Here is a 25,920-nt window from a genome sequence, read left to right as displayed (position 1 = left end):
ATAAGGCTTGACTGCTTGTCAATCGAGGTGTTCCCCGGCAGACAGGCGATAGACTATGCTTTAGTTTTTTATAAAGAATTTTGCGCCATTAAGCGGTATGAGTGTAAAGTCAGTCGTAGTTCCGCCTATGGAAAAATCTACCGTGGAGTCTGTGAGTTCTCCTAGATCTCCCGTATCTAAATCAAAGCCTTTTAGACGACTTATACTCTTATTATTTCCGGAACTTCCGTTAAAAGTTTCATAGTTAAAAGTCATCACAAGACCGATGCCGGTAACTGGAATCATATCAGTTACGGTAATGTATCCGAATTTTCCTTCATTTGTTTTATAAATAATGGAGGATGGTGCACCGCTTTTAGTCTGTTCGTTTGAAGACATAAAACCTTCCATCCCTGCTATCGAATCCTCATTCAATGCTGCTGTACTAAAATCTTCTAAGTGTCCGGTATTAGCAATAATCCAATATTTTGGTCCGGATGTTGGAGACTCCACTTTAAATTTGGTCTTATTTTTAGGAGATCCTGTTGTGATATCTCCTTGCAGCACCTTAGTACTTGAGTTGTAAATTTCAGGTTCAATGCAGGCTACAGGTGTATTATCTGATAGAGTTCCTTCTAGCTCAATAACAGAGCCGGCATCGATATAAATTTTACTCTTTGTATCTAGTTTTACTTTGTCGCCCGAAATAGTCAGCTTTCCGCCTGCAATAAGTGCTATTCCTCCTCCTTTTCCTCCTAGATCACCGCTGCTTGCTTGCCCGTTTTTGAGAGTAATATTTTCTAATTTGAGTGTTTTGCCGCTTGTAACCTTAAATATTCGGGACAGGTTATTTGCATTAAGAACGGCTGTAGAAGAAGCTGCTTGTTTTATAGTGAGGTTTCTGCCTATTGAAATTTCCCCATTATTGCCGCTCGCTGCTGCTATTTCTCCGCGTATCAAAATAGTCGAAACTCCGCTTGATTTGCCGGCTTCTGTTTTAAGCTTAGTCCATGCGTTGCCATCGGTTGAAGATATTGTTACACTATCACTGACAACCTTATAATAAATTATTTTGGTATTTTCAGGCATTCCTGCAGCAGAGACTTGAATCTCTACTTGATAGATTATAGACGATCCTGCAACAGGAAGAGATACTGTTGCATTATCGATGCCGCTTGGATTGCTTACAAGATTACTAAAACCTACTCCTTTTTTGATATAGCAATTTATATAAGCCCCCGGAGTGCTTGTCGAAAGATTAAGCTTTACATTATTTGTTCCTTCCTTTGCGTTTATTTCATGTGGAGAGGCTGCACTGTTAGTGTTGTTTAAATTTGCCGAAGTTGTTCCCGTTGATGTATCAAGATTTACGGTTACAGAAGGGCTGTTTGCAGGCGTGCTGATGTTTATAGGAGAAGCACCAAGACCTCGTTCATCTTTAATCTGAATCTGATATGTTTTACTTGCTCCTTTTAGAGGTACAGGAACTTTTAGGTATATGAACCAATTTTGGTGTGAGTCAGGATAATCAGGTTTTGGTGATACATTTACTATGTCTTCATCATCTAAATCTTCTGCTGCACTGTGTTTAATAAGTCGGATTCCTGAGTTACTCTGTATAGGCGGAGCAAAATCCGTATAATCACCATTCATACCTATTATCATTCTAGTGTGGTCTACGAATAGATAATGAACATCTTGATGTAGCCTTTCATACTTGAAAGTACCGGGCAGGTTCCCCGATTCAACATTATAGCCGGGCATGTCTTTTACTTTAAAGACGAGAACATAGTGATATTTTCCTTCTTCAGTTTTTTTTGTTTTACCGCAGCCTATATAGTCAAGTTCAGGAGCCGGCGAGTTCACTTTTAATTTAAAACTCCGGGTTAAAAACTTTCTCCCTTCTTTGCTGTAAAGAATGATTGTAGGGTGCAGATCTACGATACCGCATTCATTTTTTCGTAAAAAGCCGCTCTTTAGAGTGAGAATAAGTTCTGTAGGATTGGGTTGAGTAAGGGTATAATCCGTATTGTACACGGGCGAGCCTGTTCCTGAGCCTATTACTCCGTTTCCGAAGACTATGATGTCGTGAGGAGCCCCCGGTTCTCCGGGAAGTTTTAAAGTGTAATTTTGCGGGTTTATAAGTTTTATTTTTATGATTTGATCGGTATCACTTTTTATGCAGGGATAGTTTTGTGTGTCTGTTCCAATAGAAGGTATATCTATACTTTGAATTATAATTGTAGATGACCAATATTCAAAATCTCTTTCTATATCTGCTACAAACTGATCACATCCGGAAAGTAAAAGGATAATTACGAGGTTTATAAAAAAAAATAATTTTTTACACATGAAATTTCTCCTTACACTACTATACCATTATAGCATAGGATAAGACGCTTTTCAATAATTCTGAAATAAAAATTGATAAAAAAGGAAAAGTGGGCCCAGCTGGACTTGAACCGGCGACCCGCGGATTATGAGTCCGCTGCTCTAACCAACTGAGCTATGGGCCCTTAAAAGAGTTTTGAGTATATCAAAAAGTTTAAAACTTGTCAATCGGTAAATTAAAAATTATCAGGGTAAACTTACGCTTGTTTTCGGTAAAAAATTTGCCTCGTTATCTACCAAATTGGGAGAAAGTTTGGGACCGAACTCGCTGACTCCGTATTTATCGAATTTTTCTCTCGGCTCTTTTAAGGGTGCCGAAAAGCCCAAGTCTATGTCCGAAAAAGAGGCGCTCATCGAGATAAATTTTTTAGGTTTTGGAGGAGAGAGAGCTAAGAGCCTATCGGTATATGCTTCCCCTGCATAGATGAACTTTTCGCACTTTTGTTGGGTTACAAAGAGGTTGCAGTGTTCTTTTTCTTCGGCTATCTCAATTTTTGCCTTTGAAAAGTTTAAGCAAAAATCGGCCGCACTTACAATGCCGTTATTAAATGTGAGGCTGCCGTTTGAAAGTGCAATCAGGCTGTTTTTTAAGCGCGAGCCGGTAATTTCAGCCTTGTTAAAATTCCCCGAAGCCGAAAAATGGACGGCCTTTATGCCTTCTATCTTTATGGAAGAATGAGATGCTAAAACTCTGCACGATTCGAGTAAAAAATCTTTCGGAACATAGATAAAGAGCTTTCCGCTTGCCGGCCTTATCTCTGTAAACCTCAACTTTTTTTTATGCTCAACTATCGAAAGTTTTGTGCCCGATTTGAGCTCCGTTCGATAGGCTATTGTGTCGCCGTCATAGCTGCTTATAAAAACATCCACCTCAGAAACGGCGGCTTCTATATTTACAACCCTCTTTTGAACCTTCGTTAAATTCTCAATATCTTGAGAAAAAAGGGCAGAGCCGTAAAAAAGAGAAAAAAAACATAAACCCAAAAAAAGTCTACACTTCAACCTTTGCATTTTCGTTCCAATAATAGGAATCGGGATAGTTTCTTTTACCGAAAATTGCCGTGCCTACCCTTATCAGGGTCGAACCTTCTTCGATGGCAATTTCAAGATCTCCGGTCATGCCCATAGAAACTGCCTCCATGGAAACATTCGGAATCTTCTTTTCGGTAATCTCCTTGCGGATTTTTTGCAGGAGTTTAAAACAAAGCCTTACCTTATCCATATCATCGGAAAAAAGACCTATTGTCATAAGGCCTTTTATGTTTAAGCAGGGAAGTTTTGCAATTTTTTCGGTAAGATCGAGCGCTTCTTCAGGCTTACACCCGAATTTACTTTCTTCTTCGGAGGTGTTTACCTGAATAAGAATATCTATGCTTTTTCCTTCAGCCTCAAGTCTCTTACTCAACTTTTCGGCCAAGTCGAGTCTGTCAACGGACTCGATGCAGTCGGCATATTTTATAACATCTTTTATCTTATTGGTTTGAAGGTGGCCTATAAAATGGGTTTCATGCCTTACCGATGAAAGAGCCTCGTATTTTTCGCAAAGTTCCTGAACCTTGTTTTCTCCGATTAAAAGTTCTCCGTATTCAAAGGCCTTTAAAATGCGTTCTGGTGTAACTGTCTTTGTGGCCATAAGAAGTCTCACCTCTTTAGGGTCCCTCCCGCAAGCCTTACAAGCGGCTTCCATCCGTCTATGGACTTCTTCTAAATTTATTTTAATATCGTCTTTCATAATTCCCCCATAAAATCTTGTATGTGATATTCTACCCAAATTTTCTTTCTTATTCAATCATGTTGATAAAGCCTTTTGACAAAGATTGATAATGAGGGTATAATCGCAGGGTATGAATAAGGCTATACCCGTATTAAATAAAACCAATCCCATCTCTGCCGAGCAGGTGCTTGAGCTCATCCTCGAAGCCCTGAGAGAGCTTGTCAATTACGAGCTCGCAGTTGTAATGCGTTTTGAAGATAATAATATTTTAAAGGTCAGGAAGGCCTTGGGGCCTCTTTCATCTAAACTCCTTGAGGATTTTACCATAAATTTAAATTCCAGAAAGGATATAGCTAAAATTTTATCCGAAAAAAAAGCCTATCTTTTTGATGAGGCAAGTCCTCATGTCGATACCTATGACGAAATAATGGAACTGCCCGAAAACCATTCTTGCTTGGTAGCTCCCCTCTACATAGGGGATAATGCTATAGGAATGATGACCTTGGATCACAGAATGTGCTCCCAGTTTACTCCCGAAATTGTCCGCTTTGTTTCTACAATTTCAAAGCTGATTTCCGTTGCCTTGGTTCAAACAGATGCATCCCAATCCCTTATTCAAAAAACCGAAAGCCTCTTGCTTGAAAGAAATGTTTTGCTCCGGTCGTCGACAAATGTTTTTAAGGACATGGTCGGAACTTCCCGGGCTTGGACTACCGTTTTGGATTCAATAAAGCTGGTTGCGGCCTCGGATGTGCCTGTTTTAATTTCGGGAGAAACGGGAACGGGAAAGGAACAGGCTGCCCGCACCATTCACAGGCTTTCCAACAGGGCGGAAAAACCCTTTGTGCCCGTAAACTGCTCGGCCCTTGTGCAGAGCCTTGCCGAAAGCGAGATCTTCGGGCACGAGAAGGGGGCCTTTTCGGGTGCGGCGGCCTTGAGGAAAGGAAGGTTCGAGCTTGCCGACGGAGGAACCCTCTTTTTGGACGAGGTCGGGGATTTACCCTTTGATTTACAGCCCAAGCTTTTGCGTGTTCTTCAAGACGGAAAATTCGAGCGTGTCGGCGGGGAAAAGCCCGTTTCCGTTGATGTACGCATAATCGCTGCAACCAATGTCGATTTGGCCGAGGCTGTTGCCATGGGCCGCTTCCGTGAAGACCTTCTTTACAGGCTGGATGTTTTTCCTTTACGGCTTCCGCCATTAAGGGAAAGGGAAGATGACATAGCTCTTTTAGCTGAGCACTTTATTTCGGATATACGCAAAAGAATAGGATTTGAGAACACAAGCCTTTCTATGGCTGCTATCGAAAAACTTATGTCTATGCCTTGGCATGGAAATGTCCGCGAGCTTAAAAACGTTGTGGAGCGTGCCGCTATTCTTTCTCAGGGCGGAGAAATTCCTGCCGAGCACTTAGTTCCCGGCACAAGAGAATCCTATGTTTTAAACGGGGTACAAAAAAAGCCCGTAAAAGCCGCCGGCAATAAAGAGTCCGAAAAAGATAAGGTTTTGTCCGAAGAAATTAAATCATTTGATGAGGCTCAAATCGAAATTATCGAAAGAGCTCTTTCTGCCTCAAACGGAAAAATTTACGGGAAAGACGGAGCAGCCGCTCTTTTAAATCTCAAACCCGGAACCCTCCAAAGCAAGATGAAAAAGCTCGGCATAAAGTATTAAGAAAGATCGATAAAATCTATTATCAAATATTAAAAAATTTTACTTTAAATCCGTTATAAATAAAAAGCCGATTAAGTAATTTTGTTCTTGCACAAAACTTCTTAATCGGCTTAAGCCGGGACCGGAGGGACTCGAACCCCCTACCTACTGCTTAGAAGGCAGTTGCTCTATCCTGATGAGCTACGATCCCAAGACTGTAAGGATCGGGATGGAGGGATTTGAACCCCCGATCTTCTGGTCCCAAACCAGACGCCTTAGCCCCTAGGCTACATCCCGATGCGAGTCAACATAATACGCAAAAAGTGCATCAATGTCAATACCTGGGAGCAAAGGTTTTTTATAATTTGATTTTTACACCGAGTCTTCCGCTTATAGACTTAGCTAAATCAGGCATATGACTTGATGCAATATCTCCTGAAGTCGTGCTGTCACCTATTTTGTTAGACCACTTACCTGATACAGGTTTATAGTATGTATTCGAAATACCTGCAAACATTCCGATCTTATTGGTAAACATAAATGAAGCCGTAAGATTGATTCCGGCCCCTATGTTAAAGAATCTATTTGTGGTACTTACATTTCCTGATGACCACTTAAACACTGAACCGCCGAATGCTAAACCTCCTCCCAAAAAGAGGTCAAATCCCTTTCCCGGTTTAAACGTATAACCGGCACCGAGCATTGTGTCGCTTACAAAGGTACGGTTAAAAGCAAATACCGTGCTTACAAATACTGACCAGTTTTTCGGAAGAGGGTAAGATACCCCTAAATTAAATCCGAATAAGCTTTTTGATTTTATCCCCTGATGTTTAAAGCCGTCATGCCTTGTATCATTATCAAAATAGTGTAATTGATGATTTGTATAAGCCGCACCGGCTTCCAAATTTAAACCGATTGATTTTGCTGTCAGCATCCCTGTAAAAACCAACGCAAAAACAAGACAAACAAAAAATATTTTTTTGTTCATAAAATACCTCCAAGATATAAAAGATTATCAATACTAATAATCTTAAAAAAATCGGTATTTGTCAAGCTTCAAACGTACAATTGCTCTAAAGTCTTGACAGAATTCAAAATAAAAAGTACAATTTTATCATGTTAGATTACAAATTTATTAAAGAAAACCTTGAAGCCGTAAAACAAAATATTAAAAACCGGCACATGAATGCGGATGCCGATAAGGCTGTAGAACTGTATGATAAGCGTACTGCTCTCGTTACCTCCTTGCAGAACCTGCAAAAAGAACGTAACGATAATTCCCAATCAATGAAACAAAAGCTTAGTCCCGAAGAAAGACAAAAATTAGTCGATCAGGGGAAGATTATAAAAGAAAAAATTGCCCAAGTTGAGTCCGATTTAGCTGAGGCTGAAAAAGCCTTACACGAGGCTGTAAGTAAGATTCCGAATATGGCTCATCCCGAAGCTCCTGTCGGTAAGGAAGATTCCGATAATTTGGAAATAAAACGCTGCGGCACAGTGCCCAAGTTTGCTTTCGAACCTAAGGATCATGTTCAGCTCGGTCAAGATTTGGATCTTATCGACTTTGAAGCCGGTACAAAGGTTTCAGGCGTTAAATTTTACTTTCTAAAAAATGAAGCCGTATTTTTGGAACAAGCCCTTACCATGTACGGGCTTAATATATTAAGAAAACACGGATTTAAACCCTTTATCACACCCGATATAGCAAAAGAAGAAATTTTATACGGTATCGGGTTTAATCCGAGAGGGGAGGAGTCAAACGTATATTCTCTTGAAGGAGAGGGTACTTGTTTGGTTGCAACTGCGGAAATTACTTTGGGAGGCTATCATGCCGATGAGATTATCAAAAAAGAAGACCTCCCTTTAAAATACTGCGGTATTTCCCATTGCTTTAGGCGTGAAGCAGGAGCCGCAGGGCAATTTTCAAAGGGGCTTTACAGGGTGCACCAGTTTTCAAAGCTCGAAATGTTTGTTTATTGTACACCGGAAGAATCGGATGCTGTCCATGAAGAACTCCGCATGATAGAAGAAGAAATATTCACCGGACTTGAAATCCCCTTTAGGGTTGTCGATACTTGTACAGGCGACCTTGGAGCTCCTGCTTATCGAAAATGGGATCTGGAAGCATGGATGCCCGGAAGAAACGGGGGAGAATGGGGAGAGGTTACCTCTACTTCAAACTGTACCGACTATCAAGCCCGCCGCCTAAATATACGATACAAGGACGATGACGGTAAAAATAAATTCTTACATACCCTAAACGGAACAGCCATTGCCATGTCCAGAGCTATGATAGCTATCTTGGAAAACTATCAGCAGGCTGACGGCTCTATTAAGATACCTGAAGTGCTTGTGCCCTATTGCGGATTTGATAAGATAGGTTAAAATAAACTGTCTTTTATAATTGAAATAAAAAAAAGCCGGAACTAAAGTCCGGCTTTTTTTTATGTGCTTGATGTAAGCTCCGCAATATCTTTTTTCCATTGATAGAGTTTATTTTTGTCTTCCCATTCTATAAGTTTTATTATTTTAAAATTTTTACGTATCTTAGGATTTTCAAAATATGCAACTGCAAAGTTTCCGTTTCCTATGTAAATAATTTCTTCCCCTTCTTTGAGGCTTTCCGCTTTTTTTAAAAATTCGATAACACAGTCAAAGTGTACGGGAAGACCGCTTTCTTTATCGGCTATTGCAGAGCTTAAATCCTGTATTATTTCTCCGCATTTTGTGCATTTGTATTCAGGATATTCTATTTTTTTAAAAACAGGTTCCCTGTTTTGGACTTGGAATGGTTTATTTTTTTTGATTTGGCCGTCAAAAGGACGTTTGGAATCTGTATCATCCGTTCGTTTTTCCGATCTTTGGCTTCTGCCCGGCTTAAACCTTCTTTTGCTCATATTCTGCTCCTCTTCTTTAAATTTATATTTTCGTAATCCAAGCCTCCATTCAAAATTCTTTCCGTTATGATCGAAGCCAATCGGTAAATAGCGGCATTTATATATTCGGGGTCTTCAAGTTTTAATTCCATTGCATGAATTTCCGCATCCGTTAATACGGTATTGTGGGTTGATGTGTTTTTTTTATGTGGAAATAAATTCACACTAGTCATAGCAATCTCCAAAGGCATCTTTTAAATGTAATATCTCAAACGGCTGTTCCAAAAAAGGGTTGGACCTTAACACAACCACATCAAATCTTATATACATCTTATTATATTTTCGATGATTTAGGAGAAAACATTTAGCTGTTTTTATAATCCGTTCTTGTTTTTTTTTGTTGATAATAAGATCCAAATCGGATAGTTCGGTTTTTAATAAGGTTTTTACTTCTACAAAAACTAAGACCCCGCAGGGTAGATTTTGATCGCTTTTATCTAAAGCGATTATATCTACCTCTCCTGTGCGGGTTCTCCAATTTTTTTCTAAGATAAGATAGCCCTTATCGGTAAGCCAATCGGATATAAGTTTTTCTCCTTTTGAGCCAAGAGAATCCATTATTTATTTCTGTAAACCCTTGGATCGATAGCTCGAACTATAAAAAGATTTTTATTTTTCTTTAAATCTACGGGCTCCGAATTATCATCTAAAACCTCTCCTGTTGAGTCAATCAGGATACGGATGAAGGGGCGCATCGGTGCTTCCGGTGAGCTTTTAATTACTCTGGCAAGAGAAGCATCATTCATTAAAACAATGGAGCCGATAGGATAAATTCCCACACTTCTAATCATAGCCTTTATTATTTCGGGATCAAAAATGCGTGCATTATCTGCGAGCAGGTTTTTCATGGCTTGATATCCCAGCATTAGATCTCTGTATGACTTAGGCGTTATCATCGCAACAAAGGCATCGGCTACGGTTATAATTCTTGCTCCTATGTCGATATCGGTTCCGGAAAGACCGTTAGGATGGCCCTTCCCATCCCACCTTTCATGGTGCTGCATAATGCTCAAGGCAATTTCTCTTGTATACATGAGCTCACTCATGGCTGTCTTATAGCCGTAGGCAGTGTGAGCTGCAACAGCCTGCTTTTCAATATCAGTCAAGGTTTCGGTTTTATTTAGGATTTTTTGAGGTATTTTCATCATACCGACATCGTGTAAGAGGGCTGCGATAGTTATTTCGTTAATTCTATTTTTTGGAAGTTCAAGAGCTTCACTTAAAATTATGGCTAAGATAGCCGTATTTACTGAGGATCTGGCCAAATTATCTTCTTCAAGCTCGGTGCCCAATATAAAACCCACACAAAGAGGGGGATTTTTTCTGACAAGTTCTATCAACTGTGTTGCGTGATAATTTACAGGCATATTATCCAACGGTTTTCTGGCTTTGAAATTTTCAAATATTTTTTCAAGGCTCTTTATAATTTCCAAATATTCGGTATGGAGCTGCATTGAGCGGGGGTCTTGTGTAAGTTTTAGAATACAGTCAGCAGAAATCTCTCCTATTTCTGTTCTTTTAAGTTTAGTGCCGTTTATGGGATATTCTTCCTGAACTTCTTCGACTTCATCATCCAAATCTTCAAGTTCTTCTACTTCACTAAGCTCTTCTACTTCTTCGTCTAAGGTTTCTCCCTCAGGTACGGGTTCTCCTGATGTAACTACATATTGGATTTTCCACCTTTTTAAAGTATTTAACTCATTTTCGCTTAACGGCATACCCCTTAAAAGAAACATGTTTCGCCCGTCATCAAAAAACACGGGAGCCGAAAAACGGGCTCCAATCTTTAATTCAGCCGTTTTAATTTTCTTTAACATTTTAATTCCCCTTTTAAGTTAATCCTTTTTCAGCAAAAAAGCAAAGATAGCGGCTACAGCTTTATATGTATACTCCGGAATACATGAACCTATCTCGTGATGAATAAGAATGTTTGCCAAGGGTTCATCTTCTACAATTTTAATTCCGTTACGTTCTGCCGTCTCTTTGATTTTTTTTGCTGTCAGCCCCTTCCCTGATGCCGTAATTATCGGCGCCTTTGCCTTTAAAGCATAACTAAGAGCTACTGCGCAATCAACTTTTTTTTTATCAATTTTTGTCATAAATCCATTTTATCACAAATATAAAAAAAAACAAGGTAATAAACAAATTTTCAATAGTTTTTTTTATGTAACTTGACTTAAAACCTCTTGTTTTATTATCATAATTATAAGTGAGGCTAGATGTATGCGTAAATTAAAAAATCCATTTTCAGCAACGGCCGGAATTTTATTGATTATACTTTTTTCGGTGTTTCTTCTTTCCGCCCGCTGTTCAAGCAATCCCGAAAATGCGGCAACGGTATATGCCGATTCCGGTCTAAGAACGGAACTGAGCAAAGAGTCTGTTTCTGCCCTTGAAGCCCTTCAAAGAGCAAATCGTGAGCTTACCTCGATGATTTTACCCTCGGTAGTCACCCTTGATGTTATCGAAACAAGAAAGGTACAAAACAATATAGACGGTTTTCCTTGGTTTTTCTTTAACCGCCCTCAGGATCAAAAAGAAGGTCAGGGCGAAAGGGAGTATGAAGCCGAAGGCATGGGCTCAGGAGTCATCGTAAGAAAGACGGGAAAGACCTATTATGCTTTAACAAACCAGCACGTTACCGGCAATGCCAAGACAATCTCGGTTATCCTTTATAACGGGGATAAGGTTCAAGGTAAATTGGTCGGTTCCGATCAGAGGAAGGATGTTGCCCTTGTTTCCTTCGATTATGATAAAGATTTGAGGGTTGCCGTTTTAGGAGACTCAAATACCGTACAGGTTGGCGATCTTACATATGCAATCGGAGCGCCCATGGGTTATGTATCGACTGTTACAAGCGGTATTGTAAGTGCGGTAGGCCGTTCAGGCGGACCGAACAGAAATAACATAAACGATTTTATCCAAACCGATGCAGCTATAAATCAAGGCAACTCAGGAGGCCCCCTCGTAAATATTTACGGTGAGGTTATAGGCATAAACAACTGGATTGTTTCATCGAGCGGCGGCTCCCAAGGTCTTGCCTTTTCGATTCCTATCAATAACCTTAAAAAGGCTATTGACGATTTTATTAATTCCGGTGAAATCAAATACGGCTGGCTCGGTGTTCAGCTTCTTGAGATAAACGATAAGTTTAGAGAAAGCTTAAAATTAAAGGATATTGAAGGCGCCTTTGCAGGACAGGTGTTTTTAGGCTCGCCTGCAGATAAGGGCGGCATCAAACCCGGTGATTATATTACCGAGGTCAATTCAACAAAGGTTAAAAATGTTGACGATATTTTGCGCATTATTGCCGACTTAAAACCGGGAGAAAGCTCATCGTTTAAGATTTTACGCAGGGGAAAAGAGATATCCGCTGCGGTAAAGATTGAAGAAAGGGATGAAAAAAACGTAGCCGATTCATCTAAACTTTGGCCGGGCTTTGTTCCTTCACCATTAACGGACGAGATTATAAAACAATTAGAGCTTAAAAAAGGTCAAAACGGTGTACTGGTAACAAGTTTACAGCCTAAGAGCCCTGCTGCCGTTATGAGCTTGCAGCCCGGCGATCTTATAGTAAGTGTAAACGGAAAAGATATTAAAGATGTTTTAAGCTTTTATGAGGAGCTTTCAAACACGAAGGGTGAAATTTGGTTTGACTTTATAAGAGAAGGTCACAATCTGGTTACCCCTAAGATTAAACGATAACAACATTCTTAAATAATTTTACCTCCTTTTTGGGCTAAGGCGGCAGCTAAAAAAAGCGCTGTTTTAGCCCTCCTTTTTTAAGTGTCTTTGATTAAATTCCAATATCATGTTAAAAATCAATATTAAAAATATACCGATAGGAAACCAATCCTTATAAGAAGCATAAAATGTTTTTGTATGCTCATAAATGGGAACTTTAGTGTAAAGGGACTCGGCTTCAAATAAGGGAAGATCTGCTAAAATTTTTCCTTTGGGATCTACAACTACAGAGTAGCCTGAGTTGGTTGAGCGCACCAAGGTTGTTCTAAGCTCTATGGCTCTAAAGTGAGCTACTACAAAATGCTGATACTCGGCACTCTTTGTTTTAGACCAAGAATCATTTGTTATGTTTATAAGCAAATCGCTGCCCGAATTGTGCAAATTGCGGCATACTTCAGGAAAAGCATCTTCAAAACAGATAGGGACTGTAAATCTGATCGGTTTACCTTCGGAATTTTTAATGCTGAATACTTTGTATTCGGTTCCCGGATTCCATCCTGAAGAAAAGCCGACCAGCTTATCAAAAAAACGGGCAACAAGAGGATTATCTATAAAGGGAATATACTCGGCAAAGGGTACGAGCTGTATTTTTGAATAAACGTCTATAATTTCTCCTTGAGAAGATAAAAGATAGGCTGAGTTATATTGCTTTTCTCCGTCTACATATGGGGAACCTACTAAGATGGGAGAGCCTGTCTCGGCTAAAAAGCGTATAAAAGGATCTCTGTAAGGGATAAATCCGTAAAAATCCTCATTGTCCTTGTATGGAGCTATCAGGGATGATTCGCTCCAAACGATGAGGTCCGGTTTTTTGTCTGCCGGTAAGATCGCCTTACGGCTTAAATTTTGAGAGGTTTTTAGATTTTCTTCAAACCGGGAATTGTCCCAAGGATCCGTGTTTTGCTGGACTATCACGGTGTTTAAAAAGGTTTTAGGCTGCATTTCGGTGAATAAAATTTTTATCCCGTAAATGTTGATAATTAAAACCAAAAAAGAGGTAAAAATAAGGGGGCGTTTAATTTCGTCTAAGTTTTTAAGAAAACCGGCTGAATTTGCCGAAAGGGCATAGCTTTGTAAAATTTCACCTAAGCAGGCTGCAATAAGGGGGACAATAAAGGAAAGCCCCCAAACTCCCGTTATGTCTATAAACTGAATAAGGGGCTTTAAGTTAAAGCAGATCATCGGAGCTGTTCCCCAAGGATAGGCTAAAAAACCTGTAGATTTGGAAATTTCCCAGAGGAGCCAAACTGAGGCGAAGAAGAACGGGCGTAAATTTTTATTTTTTTGAAGACCATGATAAAGTAAAAAACCGAAGGGCATGGCCATAAAAAAATATGCAAGGGTACTGGCTCCTAGCGTAAATATTGCAAAATCTTCAAAAAAGGCAAGCCAAAAGCTTGACATAAAATTTACAAAGGCGGCAAAAAATCCGTATAAAAGGGCCGCTCTTTTATGTGAGCCGCAATTAAGGAATGTATAATATAACAGAATCAAACCTGCAAAACCGGCAAAGGGAGAGCCTGAATTTAAGAATTCGTTGGGGATTCCGAGAGAAAATAGGGCTGATGATGCAAAAATACTAAAAAAAGATAAAAAAAAGTGCATATTTATATATCTATTTAATCATTTTTCTTGAAAAATTTCAATATAACGAGTATTATATAATTATGCAAAAAATAGTTACATTTCATATTGACGAATATGGAGATGAGCCTGAAGTATGTGCTGCCGCCCCGGGGCGTTTTCATCTTCTAGGTGAGCATACATGGTTTGCTCAAGGAAATACTCTTTCCATGAGCATTAATCACTGTTTGTATGCTTGTGCATCGAGACGCAGCGATAATAACTTTAGGCTGTTTTCAATTTCGCTTAATGAGCGGAAAAAAATATCCTATTCCGGTCTCAGGTATAAGAGGGAAGACCGATGGGCCAATGCTGTTAAGGCCGTTATTTCGGCATTTAACGACTTCGGCTACCACATTTCCGGTTTGAATTTTACTATTTTATCCGAAATACCTGCGGATGCGGGATTGGGAACTCCCAATGCTCTTAAAACGGCTACTGCCCTTATATTGAGGAAGATGTTTGCTCCCAAACTTACCAAAGGCGACTTGGTCGATATTCTTGAACATGCAAACGTTCAGCACCTAAACACCTATGCTCATAGGGCGGATATTTTATGTGCCCTCTTTGCAAAATCCAATCACTGTGTGCGTACCGATCATCGAAAAAAAACTGCGGATATTTATCCTTTCCCCATAGAGGGGCATTCCATCATATTAACGGATTCCCGCGTACCGCGCATAATTGCCCGTGAAGAGTTGACGGCCCGATTGGATGAATGTGTAGAAGCCTATGAACTGGTAAAAAAACAGCCTGATATGCCTAAAAACATGATGTATTTGACCGAAAAAATGCTTGAAGAGATCGATATCCCCGAATCGGTTCGCAGAAGGGTTACCTATATTATCAGAGAGTCTTTAAGTGTCGATGAAGCTGTGGATGCCCTAAGGCGTAAAGACAATATCATGCTTTCACGTATCTTAAACCGCTCCCATGACGGACTTAGAGACCGCTTTGAGATTTCTTGTCCCGAATTGGACTGGCTGGTTAAGCGCTCCCTTGAGTTTATGGAGCCTTCGGTAACCAACCTTGTGTGTTCACGAATGACGGGAAAGGGCTTCGGCGGCTGTACCTATACTATTCTTAGAGATGAGGATGCAAAAGCTTATATAGAAAAAGTTGGAGACTATGAAAGAATTTTCGGATTTAAGCCTTTGATATATAAGGCTAAGCCCACAGGTTCTGCAAGAACTTTTTGATAAGGCTTGAAGATAGGTGAATTTTTAAGTGTACTTCTCTGCTATTGTGTAAAAAGTTTTTTTTCTGTATAATTTGAAAAAGGGAGGGTTTCATGTATTCCGAATTAAAAGAGGGTGTAAACCTATATAACAAAAAAGACTACCAAGAAGCTTTAGTTTTCTTTTTAAGTGTAAGTACGGAAGATGTTCTTATTAAAATCGAAATAAACTATTATATAGGTCTAATATATTCCCGGCTATCAGAGTATGAGCAGGCTCTCGAATATCTTGAACAGGTCGTTACTGCAAGCAAGGATATTGCAAAGGTTTATCAATGCAGATTGATTTTAGCCTTTATCTACGCAAATACCGGCCGAACAAGGCTTGCAGAGTTTGAACTTTCAAAACTTATTGAAGCCGGCTATGAGTCGGTGCAGGTTTACTCTTCATTAGCCTATGTTTATTATGAACATCATGAAACCGAAAAGGCTATAGACTATTACGAAAAAGCCTTAAAGGCCGCTCCCGAAAACAGCACGGCTCTAAACGGTTTGGCCTACATTCTCGCAGAAACAGATAGGGATCTGACCCGTTCCTTGCTTCTTTGCAAAAAAGCCGTAGAAAAACAGCCTGAAAATCCGGCTTATTTGGATTCTATGGCCCTAATCTACCATAAGATGGACCTTGAGCCGGAGGCTAATTCCTATATTACTCGAGCAAAGGAAAAATTACCCGATAATAAGATTATACTCAAACACTTTGAAATGATAACCGCCGGTGCACGGGAGGCTTAAGATGAAGTTCGCTATAAAATTTCGTATAATTGTTTTTATAAGCTTAATCTTATTTACTCTTCCTATTTTTTCGCAAGATAAGAGTTTTACCGATAATCCGTCCTCGTCGGATAAGAGGGTCGCTTCCGAAGAATTCAGACGGGGCGTTCAAGCCTATTACCGCGGAACCTTTAACGAAGCTATTCTATTATTCGAAAAAGCCCTTTCGTATTTGCCCGGAGAGTCCTTAATTTTAGATTGGCTCGGCAAGGCTTATTACAGCTCCGGGGTTGAGGGGGCCGCCTTAACTCAGTGGGAATTTGCTGAAGCCTCAGGCTACGGCGGAATGCTTTTAAAAAACAAGATAGAAATTTTAAAAGAATCGAGGAGCCTCACTCCCCATTCTTCAGATAACATAAAATATGTAGAAAATTCATCTTTTAGCTCGAAGAACGGAAATGTAGAACTTTTCCGTCAGCCTCTTTCGATAGCTGCCGTTTCCGACGGATCTTTTTGGATGACGGCCTACGGTTCAAACGAGCTTTTGCATTTTAATGTAAACGGTATAATCCTTGACAGAACTCGCGGTCCCATTCAAGGCTTTGACAGACCCTTCGATGTTATAGCCTTATCGGACGGGAATCTCTTGGTTTCGGAATTTGCCGCCGACAGGCTTTCTCTTCTCGATAAAAATGGTTCCTTTATAAAATCTTTCGGAACGAGGGGCAGGGGAAACGGGGAATTCATCGGCCCTCAGTTTTTGGCCGAAGACGATTACGGCAATATCTATGTTTGCGATTTTGGAAATGCAAGGATTGTAGTTTTTTCTTCTGCAGGAGAACCTCTTTTTACCTTTGGAACAAAAAGCGGTCTTTTCGGGGGCTTTACGGCTCCTTCCGGAATAGCTGTAGTTGACGGACTTGTCTATGTTGCCGATGCGGTAAAGGGTGCCGTCTACACCTTTGATACGGCCGGAAACTTTGTACAATCCCTTTTGCCTGAAGGCACATTAAAACAAATAGAGTCGCTTAGAGAGTGGAACGGCAATTTGGTGGCCTCTGCCGGAAACAAGGTTTATCTTATAGACATTGCTTTTTCGACTGTGAGTGAGTTGATGAGCTTGGGAAATGTTCCTACAAAGATTACGGCAGCTGTTCCTGATGTAAATGGAAGTCTTCTTTTGATAGATCATAAAAATCAAACGGTAGAAATAACTTCAAGAATAAATGAGCTTGCGGGCGGTCTTTTTGTGTTGATTAAAAAAGTCTACTCCGATAAATTCCCTGAAGTTTTGATTGAAGTAAGCGTTCAAAATCGGGACGGCAAACAAATTGTCGGTTTGACTCAGGATAACTTTATCATCACGGAAGGTAATAGACCTGTTGCCGACTATGCCCTTACCGGTTCTTCATATTTTAATAAAACCTGCGACATAGCCGTCATTGTTGAAAGATCTCCTAGTTCCCTAAAGGAAAAAGCCTTGATAGAGGCTGCCTTAAAGGAAATTGCAGAAGCCATGCAGGGTAAGGGAAGGATAAGTCTTATTTCGGCATCATCTATTCCCTCTCTTGAGGGTAAATTCTCTCCTGCCGATTTGGTGACCCTACCTAACCGCATAAAGGCTCATGCCTCGCCTGATTGGAAATTCGATCTAGCTTTGCGCCTTGCCGTAGGGGAACTGATAAATGCCGAACAAAAAAGAGCCGTCCTTTTTTTGAATTTCAGCGATCCCAATTCGGATAATTTTAAGCAATATAATTTAAACGATCTTGCTGCATATATGAAAAATAACAATATACATTTTTATCCGATTAGCTTAAAAAAGGGAGCTCCGGCCTCCGAAATGAGTTATCTTGCAAAAAAGACAGGCGGTAAGACCGCATACATATATGCCGAAAGGGGCTTAAAACCCATCATTGATGGCATTATAGAACAGCCCTTGGGAATGTATCAGCTGAAATATACTTCTACCATGTCCACCGATTTCGGCAGGGCTTTTTTACCAGTAGAAGTAGAAGTTCAGCTTTTAAAAAGATCCGGAAGGGATGAAATAGGCTACTTTGCTCCTTTGGAGTAGGGATTGATATAGACATCCATCTGCGGGAAGGGAATCTTGATTTCGGCTTCTTCAAATAGCTCGTTTATCAGCTTAAAAACCGAATTCTTTATTACAAGAAAATCTTCATTTAATCCCCAAGCATAAAAGGCGACTTCTATGCCGGAATTTGCATAAACCGACCATAAAACAAAGGGTTCGGGGTCTTGTAAAATTTGGGGTACACGGTTCGGGATTTCCATTAAAACGGCTTCTACCTTTTCCATATCGGTGCCGTATGCAACGGTTATCTTTGTTTCAATTCTCCTTATAGGAAGGCTTGAATAGTTTATGAGATTTCCCTTTATGACTACCTCATTAGGGATACGCACTATGTTTCCGTCAAGGGTTTTTACCCTGACAGCCATAAAATCGATAGATTCTACATTTCCCGTTATGTCTGCAAGCTGGATGCGGTCGCCTACCTTAAAGGCTTTTTCGGCAAGGACAAAGAAGCCGGAAATTATGTTTGATACCGAGGTTTGGGCTGCAAAACCTATGGCAACACCGGCTATACCGGCAGCTCCGACAAAGGCATTTATGTTTATGCCTAGCTTTTTGAATATTGTCATCAAGATAACTGCCAGACAGGTATATTGGAGAATCTTTGTTATAAGGTTCTGAATTGCAGGACTTACCTTGTGTTCGGTAAATTTTCTTATGGATTTAATTATAATTTTAAAAAAGATGTATGTAATTAAAATTATTCCCAAGAGGGACAAAACAGACATAAAAAAGGGCAGGGTAAAGTTTTCCCTGAAAAAAATTTGTATTTGTTCTAAGCTTATCTTCATTTTGGTAATCTATCAAATTTTTTGTAAAAAGCCAATGGGGGCATTCTGAATCGGCAGGGCAGCCTCATTAAAGTTTTATCTTTGCAAAAGCTATGCTGTTCAATCATTACTTTGCTGCTATTTTGATGTGTTTATATTTATTTTTTAAATTTTACTAATTATTTAATTTATAACCCTATAATTAGGTGAAGGCAGGGAAGAAAATAATACCTGCAAAGGAGTTATTATGGATGAAGAAAAAATTTTAAATCCCAAGACCGATTGGGTTTTTAAGTTAATGTTCTCTAAAGGTGAAGAAGGCAACAAGGCCCTTATAAGCTTTCTTAATGCCTTTTTGGAAGATTCTTACGGTAAAATCAAAAAAGCCGAAATCCTAAACACCGAACTGATTCGGGACAGGCCGTCGGGTGAAACTTACCGCCTCGATTTTTTGATTAAAACCGACACAGGTCTTCTTGTAGACCTTGAAATGCAGCAGTTTTGGAAAACCAACTATCCCAGGCGGAGTCAAATGTACCTTATGCGGTTAGCTTCTCGTTTTTTAAAATCGGAGCCCAACGAAGACGATTTTTTGTATGCAATAAGCCTTTCGGTTTTCGGCTGCGATGTTCCTAAAAATGCAGAGCTTGTAAAGATGCCTGAAGGTTCTGTAATTCAATATCTTTATGTTGAATTAAACAAGCTAATAGTTTATACTATGAAAAAGAGATTAGAAGAGTATAATCTAAAAGATTTTTGGATAAGATTTTTAACCAACTATGAAGAAGATAAAAAAAGCGGGATGTTGGAAGAATTGTGCAGATTAGAGGAGGGTATAAAAATGGCAGAAGCAACACTCTTTAGGGTAACTGATGAAGAGAGGCGAATGGCAATAGAGCTCTCTAACGAAAAATACGAGATGTATGTCGAATGTGAAAGGAATGAAGCTAGAAGACTGGGATTAGAGGAAGGCCGTGCCGCAGGTTTAGAAGAAGGTTTAGTCGAGGGCCGAGCTGAAGGTTCATATCAAGCAAAGTTGGAAACAGCAAAAAACTTGCTTGAAATAGGGCTTGCCTTAGAAATAATCTCAAAAGCTACAGGGCTTAGTAAAGAGGAGGTGGAGAAACTATGATTAGTGGAGGCCGGCAATTAAAAACAACCTCCTAGACAAAGCTTCTCATTTTATAGTATAAGTATCTATGAAGTACGGTATTTCTGCTATAGCCTTTGACATTGACGGTACGCTCTATCCTTCATGGCGCTTTAATTTACGTATAATTCCTTTTCTTTTAAAAAATTTTAATTTTATGTCTGCTTTTAATAAGACCCGCAAAGATATTCGATTATGGCAGGAAAAAAATCCCGATAAAGTTTTAGATAATTTTTTTGATTTTCAAGCCGAAATTTTGGCAAAATATGCAGAAAAGAGCAAGGAAGATGTTAAAAATTTTTTGGAGGCTGAAATTTATACCGGCTGGAAAAAGCGTTTTGCAAGGATAAGGCCTTATTTTTTTGCAAGGGAATCTATAGAGGAATTTAAAAGCCGAGGACTTAAAATAGCCCTTCTTTCGGATTTTTTACCGGAACAAAAAAATGATGTATGGGGTATTTTACCCCTTTGCGATGCCGCTTTCGGGACAGAGACTATAGGAGCCTTAAAGCCTTCTCCTCTCCCCTTTAGAAGATTGGCAGAAGCCCTTGATCTGCCTTGCGATAAGATTCTCTATGTGGGAAACAACCTCAAGTATGATGTAGCGGGAGCCAAGGCTGCAGGAATGTACACTGCCTGCATAAAGAGCAGATTATTTATTTTGCTGAAAAAGATTTTTGCTCAAAAAGATACCGAAAAACCTGATATTTATTTTTCAAACTATCGCCAATTATTGAAATTTATGATATAATCTGATATTATAAAAAAAAGGGTGGGAATTTTTAATGAGTTATATTCTATTCAATCTTATAACACTGGTAATTTGTGTGGGTATTATTATTGCTTTTAGACAAAGCGATAAGAATAACCGCTCCATCGAAAAAGCAAAAAGATACGGAGATAAAATAAAGGAAGATCTTGAAGCTTTTGTAAACGAAAAAAATTCTACTTTAAGCGATCTTTCCACAGAATTAGGGGTACAGCAAAGTAAGGCTATTGCGACGGTAAAGCGGCTTGATGAACTTCGAGCCGATTTTTTAGTGCAAAGTCAAACAGTAGAAGAACGGTCTGCTGCCATCAGGGATATTGATAGATATATTACGGAATCAGGTCAAACAATTCAAAAACTTATGGATATGACGGCCTTGGCAGAAAAAAATCTAATGGAAATTACAAGAGAAGCGGACTTTGTCGATTCGCTTGCAAAATCCATCAATAATGCAAGGGCTCAACTTAATAATCTCACCGAGAGTATTCCGGAATTAAAGCAAAATTTTGCAGCCGAAGCCGATGCAAAACTAAGTGAATATAAGAGCAAAATATTGGACGAAATGGGGCTTGTAATTAATGATGTTGAAAACCGCCTTGCTTCAGCCCAAAGAGATACCGGCGAGCTCTTGGAAGTGACGGCTATCAAACTTCAAGACTTATATAAAGAAGCGTATAACTCTGCTGCAGACAAGGCCGGTGCCCTTCAAGAGGCTGCCTTTGCTAAGTTAAAGGAAGAAACGGCGGAAAGGGTTCAAAGCTACCGCAAAGAATTTGAAGAGACAGCTGCAGAGATTGAAGCTCAGATGGATGACAATTTAAGTCAAACAAGACAGATTGCTTCCGATTTTAGGGCAGAATGGGAAACTCAGGCAAAGGACTATCTTGCTCAAATGCAGTCTGATTTTTCACAAACCGAAGAAAATATTTCTTCACGTATAAACTCCATATCCGAAAGATTAAAGGATGCTGAGGATAGTGTTTCGGTGCGCTCGGATGCTCTTTCTGCAGATTTGAGCCAAACGGAAGCTACAATGAGGTCTCAGTTTAATTCCCTTGCTGCGAACTTTCAGGATAACGTAAATTCTCTTTCTAAATTTACGGATAAAAAATTAAATGAATTTAAGATTCAGACAGAAGAGAGATTTACCAAATTTGAAAAGGCTATTGAAAACGTCGACAGCTTAAAAGAAGAAATCGAAAAATCTCAAGGTCTTATCAAAAATGAGATGATGGCCGAATTCTCTTCTTATGTAAATGCTGCAAAGCAAAGCCAGCAGAACTTTTTTAACGAGTTTACAAATAATTCCGAAAAAATACGCGAACGCATGAAGACTATTGATGCAGGCATCGATGATCTAAAAGCTAAGGCCTATACAAACGTTTCGGAAAAACTCAAAATGTTTGAAGACGATTTCTTTGCAGACCTTGCAAAGAGGAGCGAGGCTATAAACTTAAGTTTTGATCAGTGGAAAGAGGATGTTTCCGCCAACATGACTCTTCTTGCTTCTGAAAACGAATCTGCAAGAAAGGATTTGGAAGAAAAATATAAGGCAGAACTGCGTGTAAGACTTGGTCAGGCCGCCGAAGAATATAAGGCCCTTTTTGCAAAACTGGATGACAAGGTTAAAGATGTTGAAGCAGGTTTAAATTCGAGAGTTGCTGCAATGGACGGTACTGTAGAGCAATATATAGAATCCTTCCGTGCAGATATAAATCAGATAAAAGCAAAGGCCTCGCAGCAGCTTGAGACTGAGCTTGCTTCATATAAGGATCAGGTTCGAGAGGCTATATCCAATCAAAATGCAGAACTTGAAAATACCTCAAAGGGCTTGCAAGAAAAGCTCCTTTCAATCCGGGAAGAATCGGAAGCTAAGTTTGAGACAATTAAAAAAGATTTTGAAGCTTGGAAGAGCCGCACAGATCAGCAGTTTACGGATGCTCGCTCCTTCTTTGATGAGAAGATTACAAACTTTGCAGGCTTGACGGAAAATGCCATTAAAAATCTTGATACCAAGTACAATGCCCAATACAAGGACTTTGTAGCAAAGAGCGGAGATGCCTTTAACGGTATTCAAGCTAAGCTTAATTCCGTTGATACCAAGGTTGCAGCTGCAAATAAGGCCATTGATGAACATGCTGCCGAAATAACGAACCGCTTTAATATTGAGGCAGAAAAACTCAATGAGGCAATCAACAAAAGAATCAATGATGCCGCTTCTGAGGCAGAGCAATCCGTACAGGGTATGAATGATATGATTCTCGAAGTAAGAAACCGCCTTGATGAAACCCAAGAGAAGGTCCGCGAAAAGATACAGGCCGATGCAGACCGCCTAAATTCGCTCATAGAAGAGATAGATAAAAAACAAAATGACTTTATTACTCAAACTAAGGTCTTTGAAAGAGCTGATGAGCTAAAAGAGGGTTTAGAGAAAGACATTGCTTCTCTTAAAAATGAGGTTACTAAATTTGAAGTTTATAGAAACGCAATGGATGACTTGACTCTTCAATATGAGAAGGTTACTCATTTGGAAGAGGAAGCTAAACAAAAGGTCAGCCGCTTTATGAATGAGCGCAAAAATATCGAGCTTCTTGAAGGCGAGTTTATAAAGCTTAATACCCTTTCCGATTCTATGGACAAAAAAATCATCGAGCTTACTGCCGTAAATGATGATTTACAGCAATATCAGGTGCAAATCAGACGGTTGGAAGAGGGTATCGGTGATGTAAACACCCGCTACGAAAGGCTTGAGAAAAAAGAAGCGGTTTTAAACCAAACTCTTGAAAGCATTGATTCTGCCTTTGAAAACCTAAAAGATCTTGAAGCTGATATTAAACAGTTTAAGACTGAGGTAAGTGTAATTCCTCCTGAAATGGAAAAGATAAAGGTAACCCTTGAGACTCTTTTGTCAAATCAGGGCAGGGCTGAAGCTGTTTGCGAGAAGATTGAAAGCGTAGATTCTACATTAGAGGATTTGAATTCCAAGATGGATAACCTAAAGCAGGCCAGAAGCTGGCTTGCCGCCACCGAAACCAGGCTAAAAGAAATTTCAGGCGAATCCGAAGCTCAGTTAAAGCTGATGGCAGACCTCTTTAAGGGAGAAAAACCCGAAAGGAACGAAAGCGGAAGTCCGTCATTAAATGTGCAAGAAAACGTACTAAAACTTTCCCGACAAGGCTGGAAAAACAACGAGATTGCAAAGGCCTTAAACTTATCTCTCGGGGAAGTAGATCTTATTCTTGAGTATGCCGACAAAAGATAAGGCATGAGGCAAGGGCGGCAACGGCCTTGCCTCTTCCTATTATTCCTATGCCTTCGCCGGTCTTAGCCTTTATAAAAATTTGCTTCTTTTCTATTTTTAAAATTCCTGCTATTGAAGCTCTTATTTCTTCTCGGAAGGGAAGGATTTTTGGTTCTTCGATTATTATTACACAGTCAATATTTTGAATTTCCCATCCTTGCTCACTTATCTTTTCCCATACCATCGATAAGAGATCTGCAGAATTTGCATCCTTCCATTTTTTATCGATTGGAGGAAAAAATTCTCCTATGTCGCCCATGCCGCAGGCTCCGAGAAGGGCATCGGTTATGGCATGAAGGAGGACATCTCCATCCGAGTGGGCTTTTTCACCTTTTTTAAAAGGAATATGGATTCCGCCTATCATAAGTTTTTTTCCTCTGATCAAGCGGTGTAAGTCGTAGCCTAGGCCTGTTCTCATTTTATATCTTCCTTAAAAGTTATTTTTTTGTTGGATATTTCTCCCGGGCAAATAAAAACGTCTCCTGCGAATTCTCCGTAAATCTCACTGTCGTCTGTATACTCTTTCCCGTTTCCTGAAGCTTTTTTGTGAGCGGCCAATATCTTTTCAAAGTCGAATCCTTGCGGAGTTTGTACTGAGAATACGGAACTGCGTTTGAGGTGCCGGGTTATTTTACCGGATTTGTCGGCTATTTTTTGCGTATCAACGGCTTGATAGCCGGGGATTACCGCTCCGTTTTTGCTTAACTCATCAGAAACGAATTTTATAAGCTCAGGACTGACCCTGGGGCGGGCCCCGTCATGGATTAATACAAAGTTAAAATCGGCTTCGTTTTTTTCTTTAAGTTCTTCAAGTTTAACAAGTGCCTTAAAGACGGAAGCCTGTCTTGTATCGGCACCGGCTGCAAAGATTATTTTTGTATTTTTTTCAAGCAGAGTTTTTGCTATTCTCTTATCTTTAAAAATTAAACTTTCGGCTTTTGAAATATCGCTGGAGGGAACAGTGATAACTATTACGTCAAACAGCTTTGTTTGCAAAAATTTTAAAAGACATTCGGAGAGAACCGTAACGTCCTCTCCGTATTCAGGTAATTTTAAATATTCTTTTTTTGTGTCTAAATTCATCCGTTGGGATTTGCCCGCTGCAGTTATTACAGCTGCAAAGCCTAAACTTTTAATCGTCCTCATACATATCCGAATCTTCTATGTCGTCTTCATCCATATCGTCATCGTCAAGTCTTTCATCCTCATTTACGATTAAGTCGTCATCGTCATCATCATATTCATCTTTGAATTTTTCTATCGGGCCGCCGAGCGGTTCAAGGTGTAAGTGTATGGATGCCTCTACTTCGGTTTTCGTCATCTTTAATGCTGCTGCTATTTCGTCTTGAAAAATTCTATAGGCTGAGTCGTAGAGCTTTCTTTCCTGAATGGGAAGCTCCTTTGTTTTGCTGCGCTGGTAGAGGGAGCGTACAACAGAGGCTGTGTCCAAGATTTTTCCGCTTTTAAATAAATCCATATTCATTTGATAGCGTGCCTTCCAATCTATGGGGATGGGTTCAAAATCTTCAGACAGGAATTTGAGGGCTGCTTCAGCTTCTGTCTTTGTTACTATGCGCCTTATTCCAAGATTATCGATTCCGGTAATAGGAACTAAGACCGTCATATCGGAGTCAGCCAGATAAATAACATAATAGTCTATAACTTCGCCGGCTATCTCTTTTTTGGTGATATCGGTGACAGTACCAACACCCTGACCCGGGTAAACGACAACTTCTTTTGCGGAAAAAACAAATTTCTTACTCATATGTTTGAGCATTATAGCATAAATATTTTTTTTAGTCTACGAGGCTGAATTTTTGCCTTTAGCACTACGTATGAAAAG

General features: G+C 39.7%; 23 protein-coding genes and 3 tRNA genes. 9 read left to right on the top strand and 17 right to left on the bottom strand.

The window, feature by feature from the left end; all coding sequences use genetic code 11:
- Window positions 1-60: 60 nt before the first annotated feature.
- The 4 genes from E4O04_RS11750 to E4O04_RS11735 all read right to left on the bottom strand — a co-directional run bounded on the left by E4O04_RS11750 (window position 61) and on the right by E4O04_RS11735 (window position 4,102).
- Window positions 61-2,331, bottom strand: coding sequence for a hypothetical protein (locus E4O04_RS11750; protein WP_253708182.1), 2,271 nt, complete (start codon window positions 2,329-2,331; stop codon window positions 61-63).
- Between the two features lie 90 nt (window positions 2,332-2,421).
- Window positions 2,422-2,495 (bottom strand) — tRNA-Ile (locus E4O04_RS11745).
- Between the two features lie 61 nt (window positions 2,496-2,556).
- The gene (locus tag E4O04_RS11740; protein WP_253708180.1) at window positions 2,557-3,381 is read right to left on the bottom strand and encodes a DUF4097 family beta strand repeat-containing protein; all 825 of its coding nucleotides are present in this window, start codon (window positions 3,379-3,381) and stop codon (window positions 2,557-2,559) included.
- Window positions 3,362-4,102, bottom strand: a complete 741-nt coding sequence (locus E4O04_RS11735) for a YggS family pyridoxal phosphate-dependent enzyme (protein WP_253687052.1) — start codon at window positions 4,100-4,102, stop codon at window positions 3,362-3,364. The genes E4O04_RS11740 and E4O04_RS11735 overlap by 20 nt, the downstream gene beginning before the upstream one ends.
- 112 nt (window positions 4,103-4,214) lie before the next feature.
- Here E4O04_RS11735 and E4O04_RS11730 point away from each other — a divergent pair, with 112 nt between their 5' ends.
- Window positions 4,215-5,756, top strand: a complete 1,542-nt coding sequence (locus tag E4O04_RS11730) for a sigma-54-dependent Fis family transcriptional regulator (protein WP_253708178.1) — start codon at window positions 4,215-4,217, stop codon at window positions 5,754-5,756.
- Between the two features lie 116 nt (window positions 5,757-5,872).
- Here the strand turns inward: E4O04_RS11730 and E4O04_RS11725 are convergent.
- The 3 genes from E4O04_RS11725 to E4O04_RS11715 all read right to left on the bottom strand — a co-directional run bounded on the left by E4O04_RS11725 (window position 5,873) and on the right by E4O04_RS11715 (window position 6,723).
- Window positions 5,873-5,946, bottom strand: a tRNA-Arg gene (locus E4O04_RS11725).
- 13 nt (window positions 5,947-5,959) lie between these two features.
- Window positions 5,960-6,032, bottom strand: a tRNA-Pro gene (locus tag E4O04_RS11720).
- 61 nt (window positions 6,033-6,093) lie between these two features.
- Window positions 6,094-6,723 (bottom strand): DUF2715 domain-containing protein, encoded by a 630-nt coding sequence (locus tag E4O04_RS11715; RefSeq protein WP_253708176.1) that lies wholly within the window; start codon window positions 6,721-6,723, stop codon window positions 6,094-6,096.
- 128 nt (window positions 6,724-6,851) lie between these two features.
- On the opposite strand from E4O04_RS11715, the gene serS reads away from it, so the two are divergent.
- The gene (gene serS / locus E4O04_RS11710; protein ID WP_253708174.1) at window positions 6,852-8,120 is read left to right on the top strand and encodes a serine--tRNA ligase; all 1,269 of its coding nucleotides are present in this window, start codon (window positions 6,852-6,854) and stop codon (window positions 8,118-8,120) included.
- Window positions 8,121-8,179: 59 nt separating this feature from the next.
- On the opposite strand, the gene E4O04_RS11705 is transcribed toward serS, so the two are convergent.
- The 5 genes from E4O04_RS11705 to E4O04_RS11685 are packed head-to-tail and all read right to left on the bottom strand — an operon-like array spanning window position 8,180 to window position 10,770.
- On the bottom strand, window positions 8,180-8,632 hold the full coding sequence (locus tag E4O04_RS11705; RefSeq protein WP_253708171.1) for a hypothetical protein: 453 nt from the start codon (window positions 8,630-8,632) through the stop codon (window positions 8,180-8,182).
- Window positions 8,629-8,844, bottom strand: a complete 216-nt coding sequence (locus E4O04_RS11700) for a hypothetical protein (RefSeq protein WP_253708168.1) — start codon at window positions 8,842-8,844, stop codon at window positions 8,629-8,631. The genes E4O04_RS11705 and E4O04_RS11700 overlap by 4 nt, the downstream gene beginning before the upstream one ends.
- Window positions 8,837-9,229 carry a YraN family protein gene (locus E4O04_RS11695; RefSeq protein WP_253687058.1) on the bottom strand — a complete coding sequence of 131 codons (393 nt, stop codon included), beginning with the start codon at window positions 9,227-9,229 and terminating at the stop codon, window positions 8,837-8,839. Before E4O04_RS11695 ends, E4O04_RS11700 begins: the two co-directional genes overlap by 8 nt.
- Window positions 9,229-10,488 (bottom strand): cyclic di-GMP phosphodiesterase, encoded by a 1,260-nt coding sequence (locus E4O04_RS11690; protein WP_253708165.1) that lies wholly within the window; start codon window positions 10,486-10,488, stop codon window positions 9,229-9,231. Before E4O04_RS11690 ends, E4O04_RS11695 begins: the two co-directional genes overlap by 1 nt.
- A gap of 18 nt (window positions 10,489-10,506) precedes the next feature.
- Entirely contained in the window at window positions 10,507-10,770 is a 264-nt protein-coding gene (locus tag E4O04_RS11685) for an EscU/YscU/HrcU family type III secretion system export apparatus switch protein (RefSeq protein ID WP_253687060.1), read from the bottom strand.
- A 124-nt stretch (window positions 10,771-10,894) separates the two neighbouring features.
- On the opposite strand from E4O04_RS11685, the gene E4O04_RS11680 reads away from it, so the two are divergent.
- Complete coding sequence (locus E4O04_RS11680) at window positions 10,895-12,376, top strand: Do family serine endopeptidase (RefSeq protein WP_253687061.1); 1,482 nt, start codon at window positions 10,895-10,897, stop codon at window positions 12,374-12,376.
- 63 nt (window positions 12,377-12,439) lie between these two features.
- On the opposite strand, the gene lnt is transcribed toward E4O04_RS11680, so the two are convergent.
- Window positions 12,440-14,020 carry an apolipoprotein N-acyltransferase gene (lnt, locus tag E4O04_RS11675; protein ID WP_371922253.1) on the bottom strand — a complete coding sequence of 527 codons (1,581 nt, stop codon included), beginning with the start codon at window positions 14,018-14,020 and terminating at the stop codon, window positions 12,440-12,442.
- Between the two features lie 62 nt (window positions 14,021-14,082).
- Here lnt and E4O04_RS11670 point away from each other — a divergent pair, with 62 nt between their 5' ends.
- From E4O04_RS11670 to E4O04_RS11660, 3 genes are all read left to right on the top strand, one after another.
- Window positions 14,083-15,237: a galactokinase gene (locus E4O04_RS11670; protein WP_253687062.1), complete on the top strand. Its 1,155-nt coding sequence runs from the start codon at window positions 14,083-14,085 to the stop codon at window positions 15,235-15,237.
- A 92-nt stretch (window positions 15,238-15,329) separates the two neighbouring features.
- Complete coding sequence (locus tag E4O04_RS11665) at window positions 15,330-16,010, top strand: tetratricopeptide repeat protein (protein WP_253687063.1); 681 nt, start codon at window positions 15,330-15,332, stop codon at window positions 16,008-16,010.
- A gap of 1 nt (window position 16,011) precedes the next feature.
- Window positions 16,012-18,066, top strand: coding sequence for an NHL repeat-containing protein (locus E4O04_RS11660; RefSeq protein WP_253708162.1), 2,055 nt, complete (start codon window positions 16,012-16,014; stop codon window positions 18,064-18,066).
- Here the strand turns inward: E4O04_RS11660 and E4O04_RS11655 are convergent.
- A complete protein-coding gene (locus E4O04_RS11655) occupies window positions 18,045-18,878 on the bottom strand; it encodes a mechanosensitive ion channel family protein (protein WP_253687067.1) in 834 nt (277 codons plus the stop codon). The genes E4O04_RS11660 and E4O04_RS11655 overlap by 22 nt on opposite strands.
- A 226-nt stretch (window positions 18,879-19,104) precedes the next feature.
- On the opposite strand from E4O04_RS11655, the gene E4O04_RS11650 reads away from it, so the two are divergent.
- The 3 genes from E4O04_RS11650 to E4O04_RS11640 all read left to right on the top strand — a co-directional run bounded on the left by E4O04_RS11650 (window position 19,105) and on the right by E4O04_RS11640 (window position 24,038).
- A complete protein-coding gene (locus tag E4O04_RS11650) occupies window positions 19,105-19,989 on the top strand; it encodes a PD-(D/E)XK nuclease family transposase (protein ID WP_371921944.1) in 885 nt (294 codons plus the stop codon).
- A 67-nt stretch (window positions 19,990-20,056) separates the two neighbouring features.
- On the top strand, window positions 20,057-20,758 hold the full coding sequence (locus E4O04_RS11645; protein ID WP_253708160.1) for an HAD family hydrolase: 702 nt from the start codon (window positions 20,057-20,059) through the stop codon (window positions 20,756-20,758).
- A 34-nt stretch (window positions 20,759-20,792) separates the two neighbouring features.
- Window positions 20,793-24,038 carry a SpiroCoCo family coiled-coil protein gene (locus tag E4O04_RS11640; protein WP_253708158.1) on the top strand — a complete coding sequence of 1,082 codons (3,246 nt, stop codon included), beginning with the start codon at window positions 20,793-20,795 and terminating at the stop codon, window positions 24,036-24,038.
- Here the strand turns inward: E4O04_RS11640 and ispF are convergent.
- The 3 genes from ispF to E4O04_RS11625 are packed head-to-tail and all read right to left on the bottom strand — an operon-like array spanning window position 24,010 to window position 25,842.
- Window positions 24,010-24,495: a 2-C-methyl-D-erythritol 2,4-cyclodiphosphate synthase gene (gene ispF, locus E4O04_RS11635; RefSeq protein WP_253687073.1), complete on the bottom strand. Its 486-nt coding sequence runs from the start codon at window positions 24,493-24,495 to the stop codon at window positions 24,010-24,012. The two genes, E4O04_RS11640 and ispF, sit on opposite strands and share 29 nt — an antisense overlap.
- Window positions 24,492-25,223, bottom strand: coding sequence for an IspD/TarI family cytidylyltransferase (locus E4O04_RS11630; RefSeq protein ID WP_253687075.1), 732 nt, complete (start codon window positions 25,221-25,223; stop codon window positions 24,492-24,494). The genes ispF and E4O04_RS11630 overlap by 4 nt, the downstream gene beginning before the upstream one ends.
- Entirely contained in the window at window positions 25,210-25,842 is a 633-nt protein-coding gene (locus E4O04_RS11625; protein ID WP_253687076.1) for a CarD family transcriptional regulator, read from the bottom strand. Before E4O04_RS11625 ends, E4O04_RS11630 begins: the two co-directional genes overlap by 14 nt.
- Window positions 25,843-25,920 lie beyond the last annotated feature (78 nt).

Origin of the sequence: Treponema sp. OMZ 799 (genome assembly GCF_024181365.1) — a bacterium.
Lineage (GTDB): Bacteria > Spirochaetota > Spirochaetia > Treponematales > Treponemataceae > Treponema_B.
Note: the sequence above shows the minus strand (reverse complement) of the source record. Positions and strands in the feature narration are given on the sequence as shown.

Excerpts from the sequence above, each read along its gene's own strand:
- E4O04_RS11625 (WP_253687076.1), bottom strand. The coding sequence starts at position 25,842 with ATGAGTAAGAAATTTGTTTTTTCCGCAAAAGAAGTTGTCGTTTACCCG.
- E4O04_RS11640 (WP_253708158.1), top strand. The coding sequence starts at position 20,793 with ATGAGTTATATTCTATTCAATCTTATAACACTGGTAATTTGTGTGGGT.
- E4O04_RS11705 (WP_253708171.1), bottom strand. The coding sequence starts at position 8,632 with ATGAGCAAAAGAAGGTTTAAGCCGGGCAGAAGCCAAAGATCGGAAAAA.
- E4O04_RS11685 (WP_253687060.1), bottom strand. The coding sequence starts at position 10,770 with ATGACAAAAATTGATAAAAAAAAAGTTGATTGCGCAGTAGCTCTTAGT.
- E4O04_RS11670 (WP_253687062.1), top strand. The coding sequence starts at position 14,083 with ATGCAAAAAATAGTTACATTTCATATTGACGAATATGGAGATGAGCCT.
- ispF (WP_253687073.1), bottom strand. The coding sequence starts at position 24,495 with ATGAGAACAGGCCTAGGCTACGACTTACACCGCTTGATCAGAGGAAAA.
- E4O04_RS11700 (WP_253708168.1), bottom strand. The coding sequence starts at position 8,844 with ATGACTAGTGTGAATTTATTTCCACATAAAAAAAACACATCAACCCAC.
- E4O04_RS11660 (WP_253708162.1), top strand. The coding sequence starts at position 16,012 with ATGAAGTTCGCTATAAAATTTCGTATAATTGTTTTTATAAGCTTAATC.
- E4O04_RS11715 (WP_253708176.1), bottom strand. The coding sequence starts at position 6,723 with ATGAACAAAAAAATATTTTTTGTTTGTCTTGTTTTTGCGTTGGTTTTT.
- E4O04_RS11740 (WP_253708180.1), bottom strand. The coding sequence starts at position 3,381 with ATGCAAAGGTTGAAGTGTAGACTTTTTTTGGGTTTATGTTTTTTTTCT.
- E4O04_RS11690 (WP_253708165.1), bottom strand. The coding sequence starts at position 10,488 with ATGTTAAAGAAAATTAAAACGGCTGAATTAAAGATTGGAGCCCGTTTT.
- E4O04_RS11735 (WP_253687052.1), bottom strand. The coding sequence starts at position 4,102 with ATGAAAGACGATATTAAAATAAATTTAGAAGAAGTCCATAGACGGATG.
- E4O04_RS11645 (WP_253708160.1), top strand. The coding sequence starts at position 20,057 with ATGAAGTACGGTATTTCTGCTATAGCCTTTGACATTGACGGTACGCTC.
- E4O04_RS11650 (WP_371921944.1), top strand. The coding sequence starts at position 19,105 with ATGGATGAAGAAAAAATTTTAAATCCCAAGACCGATTGGGTTTTTAAG.
- E4O04_RS11730 (WP_253708178.1), top strand. The coding sequence starts at position 4,215 with ATGAATAAGGCTATACCCGTATTAAATAAAACCAATCCCATCTCTGCC.
- E4O04_RS11680 (WP_253687061.1), top strand. The coding sequence starts at position 10,895 with ATGCGTAAATTAAAAAATCCATTTTCAGCAACGGCCGGAATTTTATTG.
- E4O04_RS11655 (WP_253687067.1), bottom strand. The coding sequence starts at position 18,878 with ATGAAGATAAGCTTAGAACAAATACAAATTTTTTTCAGGGAAAACTTT.
- lnt (WP_371922253.1), bottom strand. The coding sequence starts at position 14,020 with ATGCACTTTTTTTTATCTTTTTTTAGTATTTTTGCATCATCAGCCCTA.
- serS (WP_253708174.1), top strand. The coding sequence starts at position 6,852 with ATGTTAGATTACAAATTTATTAAAGAAAACCTTGAAGCCGTAAAACAA.
- E4O04_RS11665 (WP_253687063.1), top strand. The coding sequence starts at position 15,330 with ATGTATTCCGAATTAAAAGAGGGTGTAAACCTATATAACAAAAAAGAC.
- E4O04_RS11630 (WP_253687075.1), bottom strand. The coding sequence starts at position 25,223 with ATGAGGACGATTAAAAGTTTAGGCTTTGCAGCTGTAATAACTGCAGCG.
- E4O04_RS11695 (WP_253687058.1), bottom strand. The coding sequence starts at position 9,229 with ATGGATTCTCTTGGCTCAAAAGGAGAAAAACTTATATCCGATTGGCTT.
- E4O04_RS11750 (WP_253708182.1), bottom strand. The coding sequence starts at position 2,331 with ATGTGTAAAAAATTATTTTTTTTTATAAACCTCGTAATTATCCTTTTA.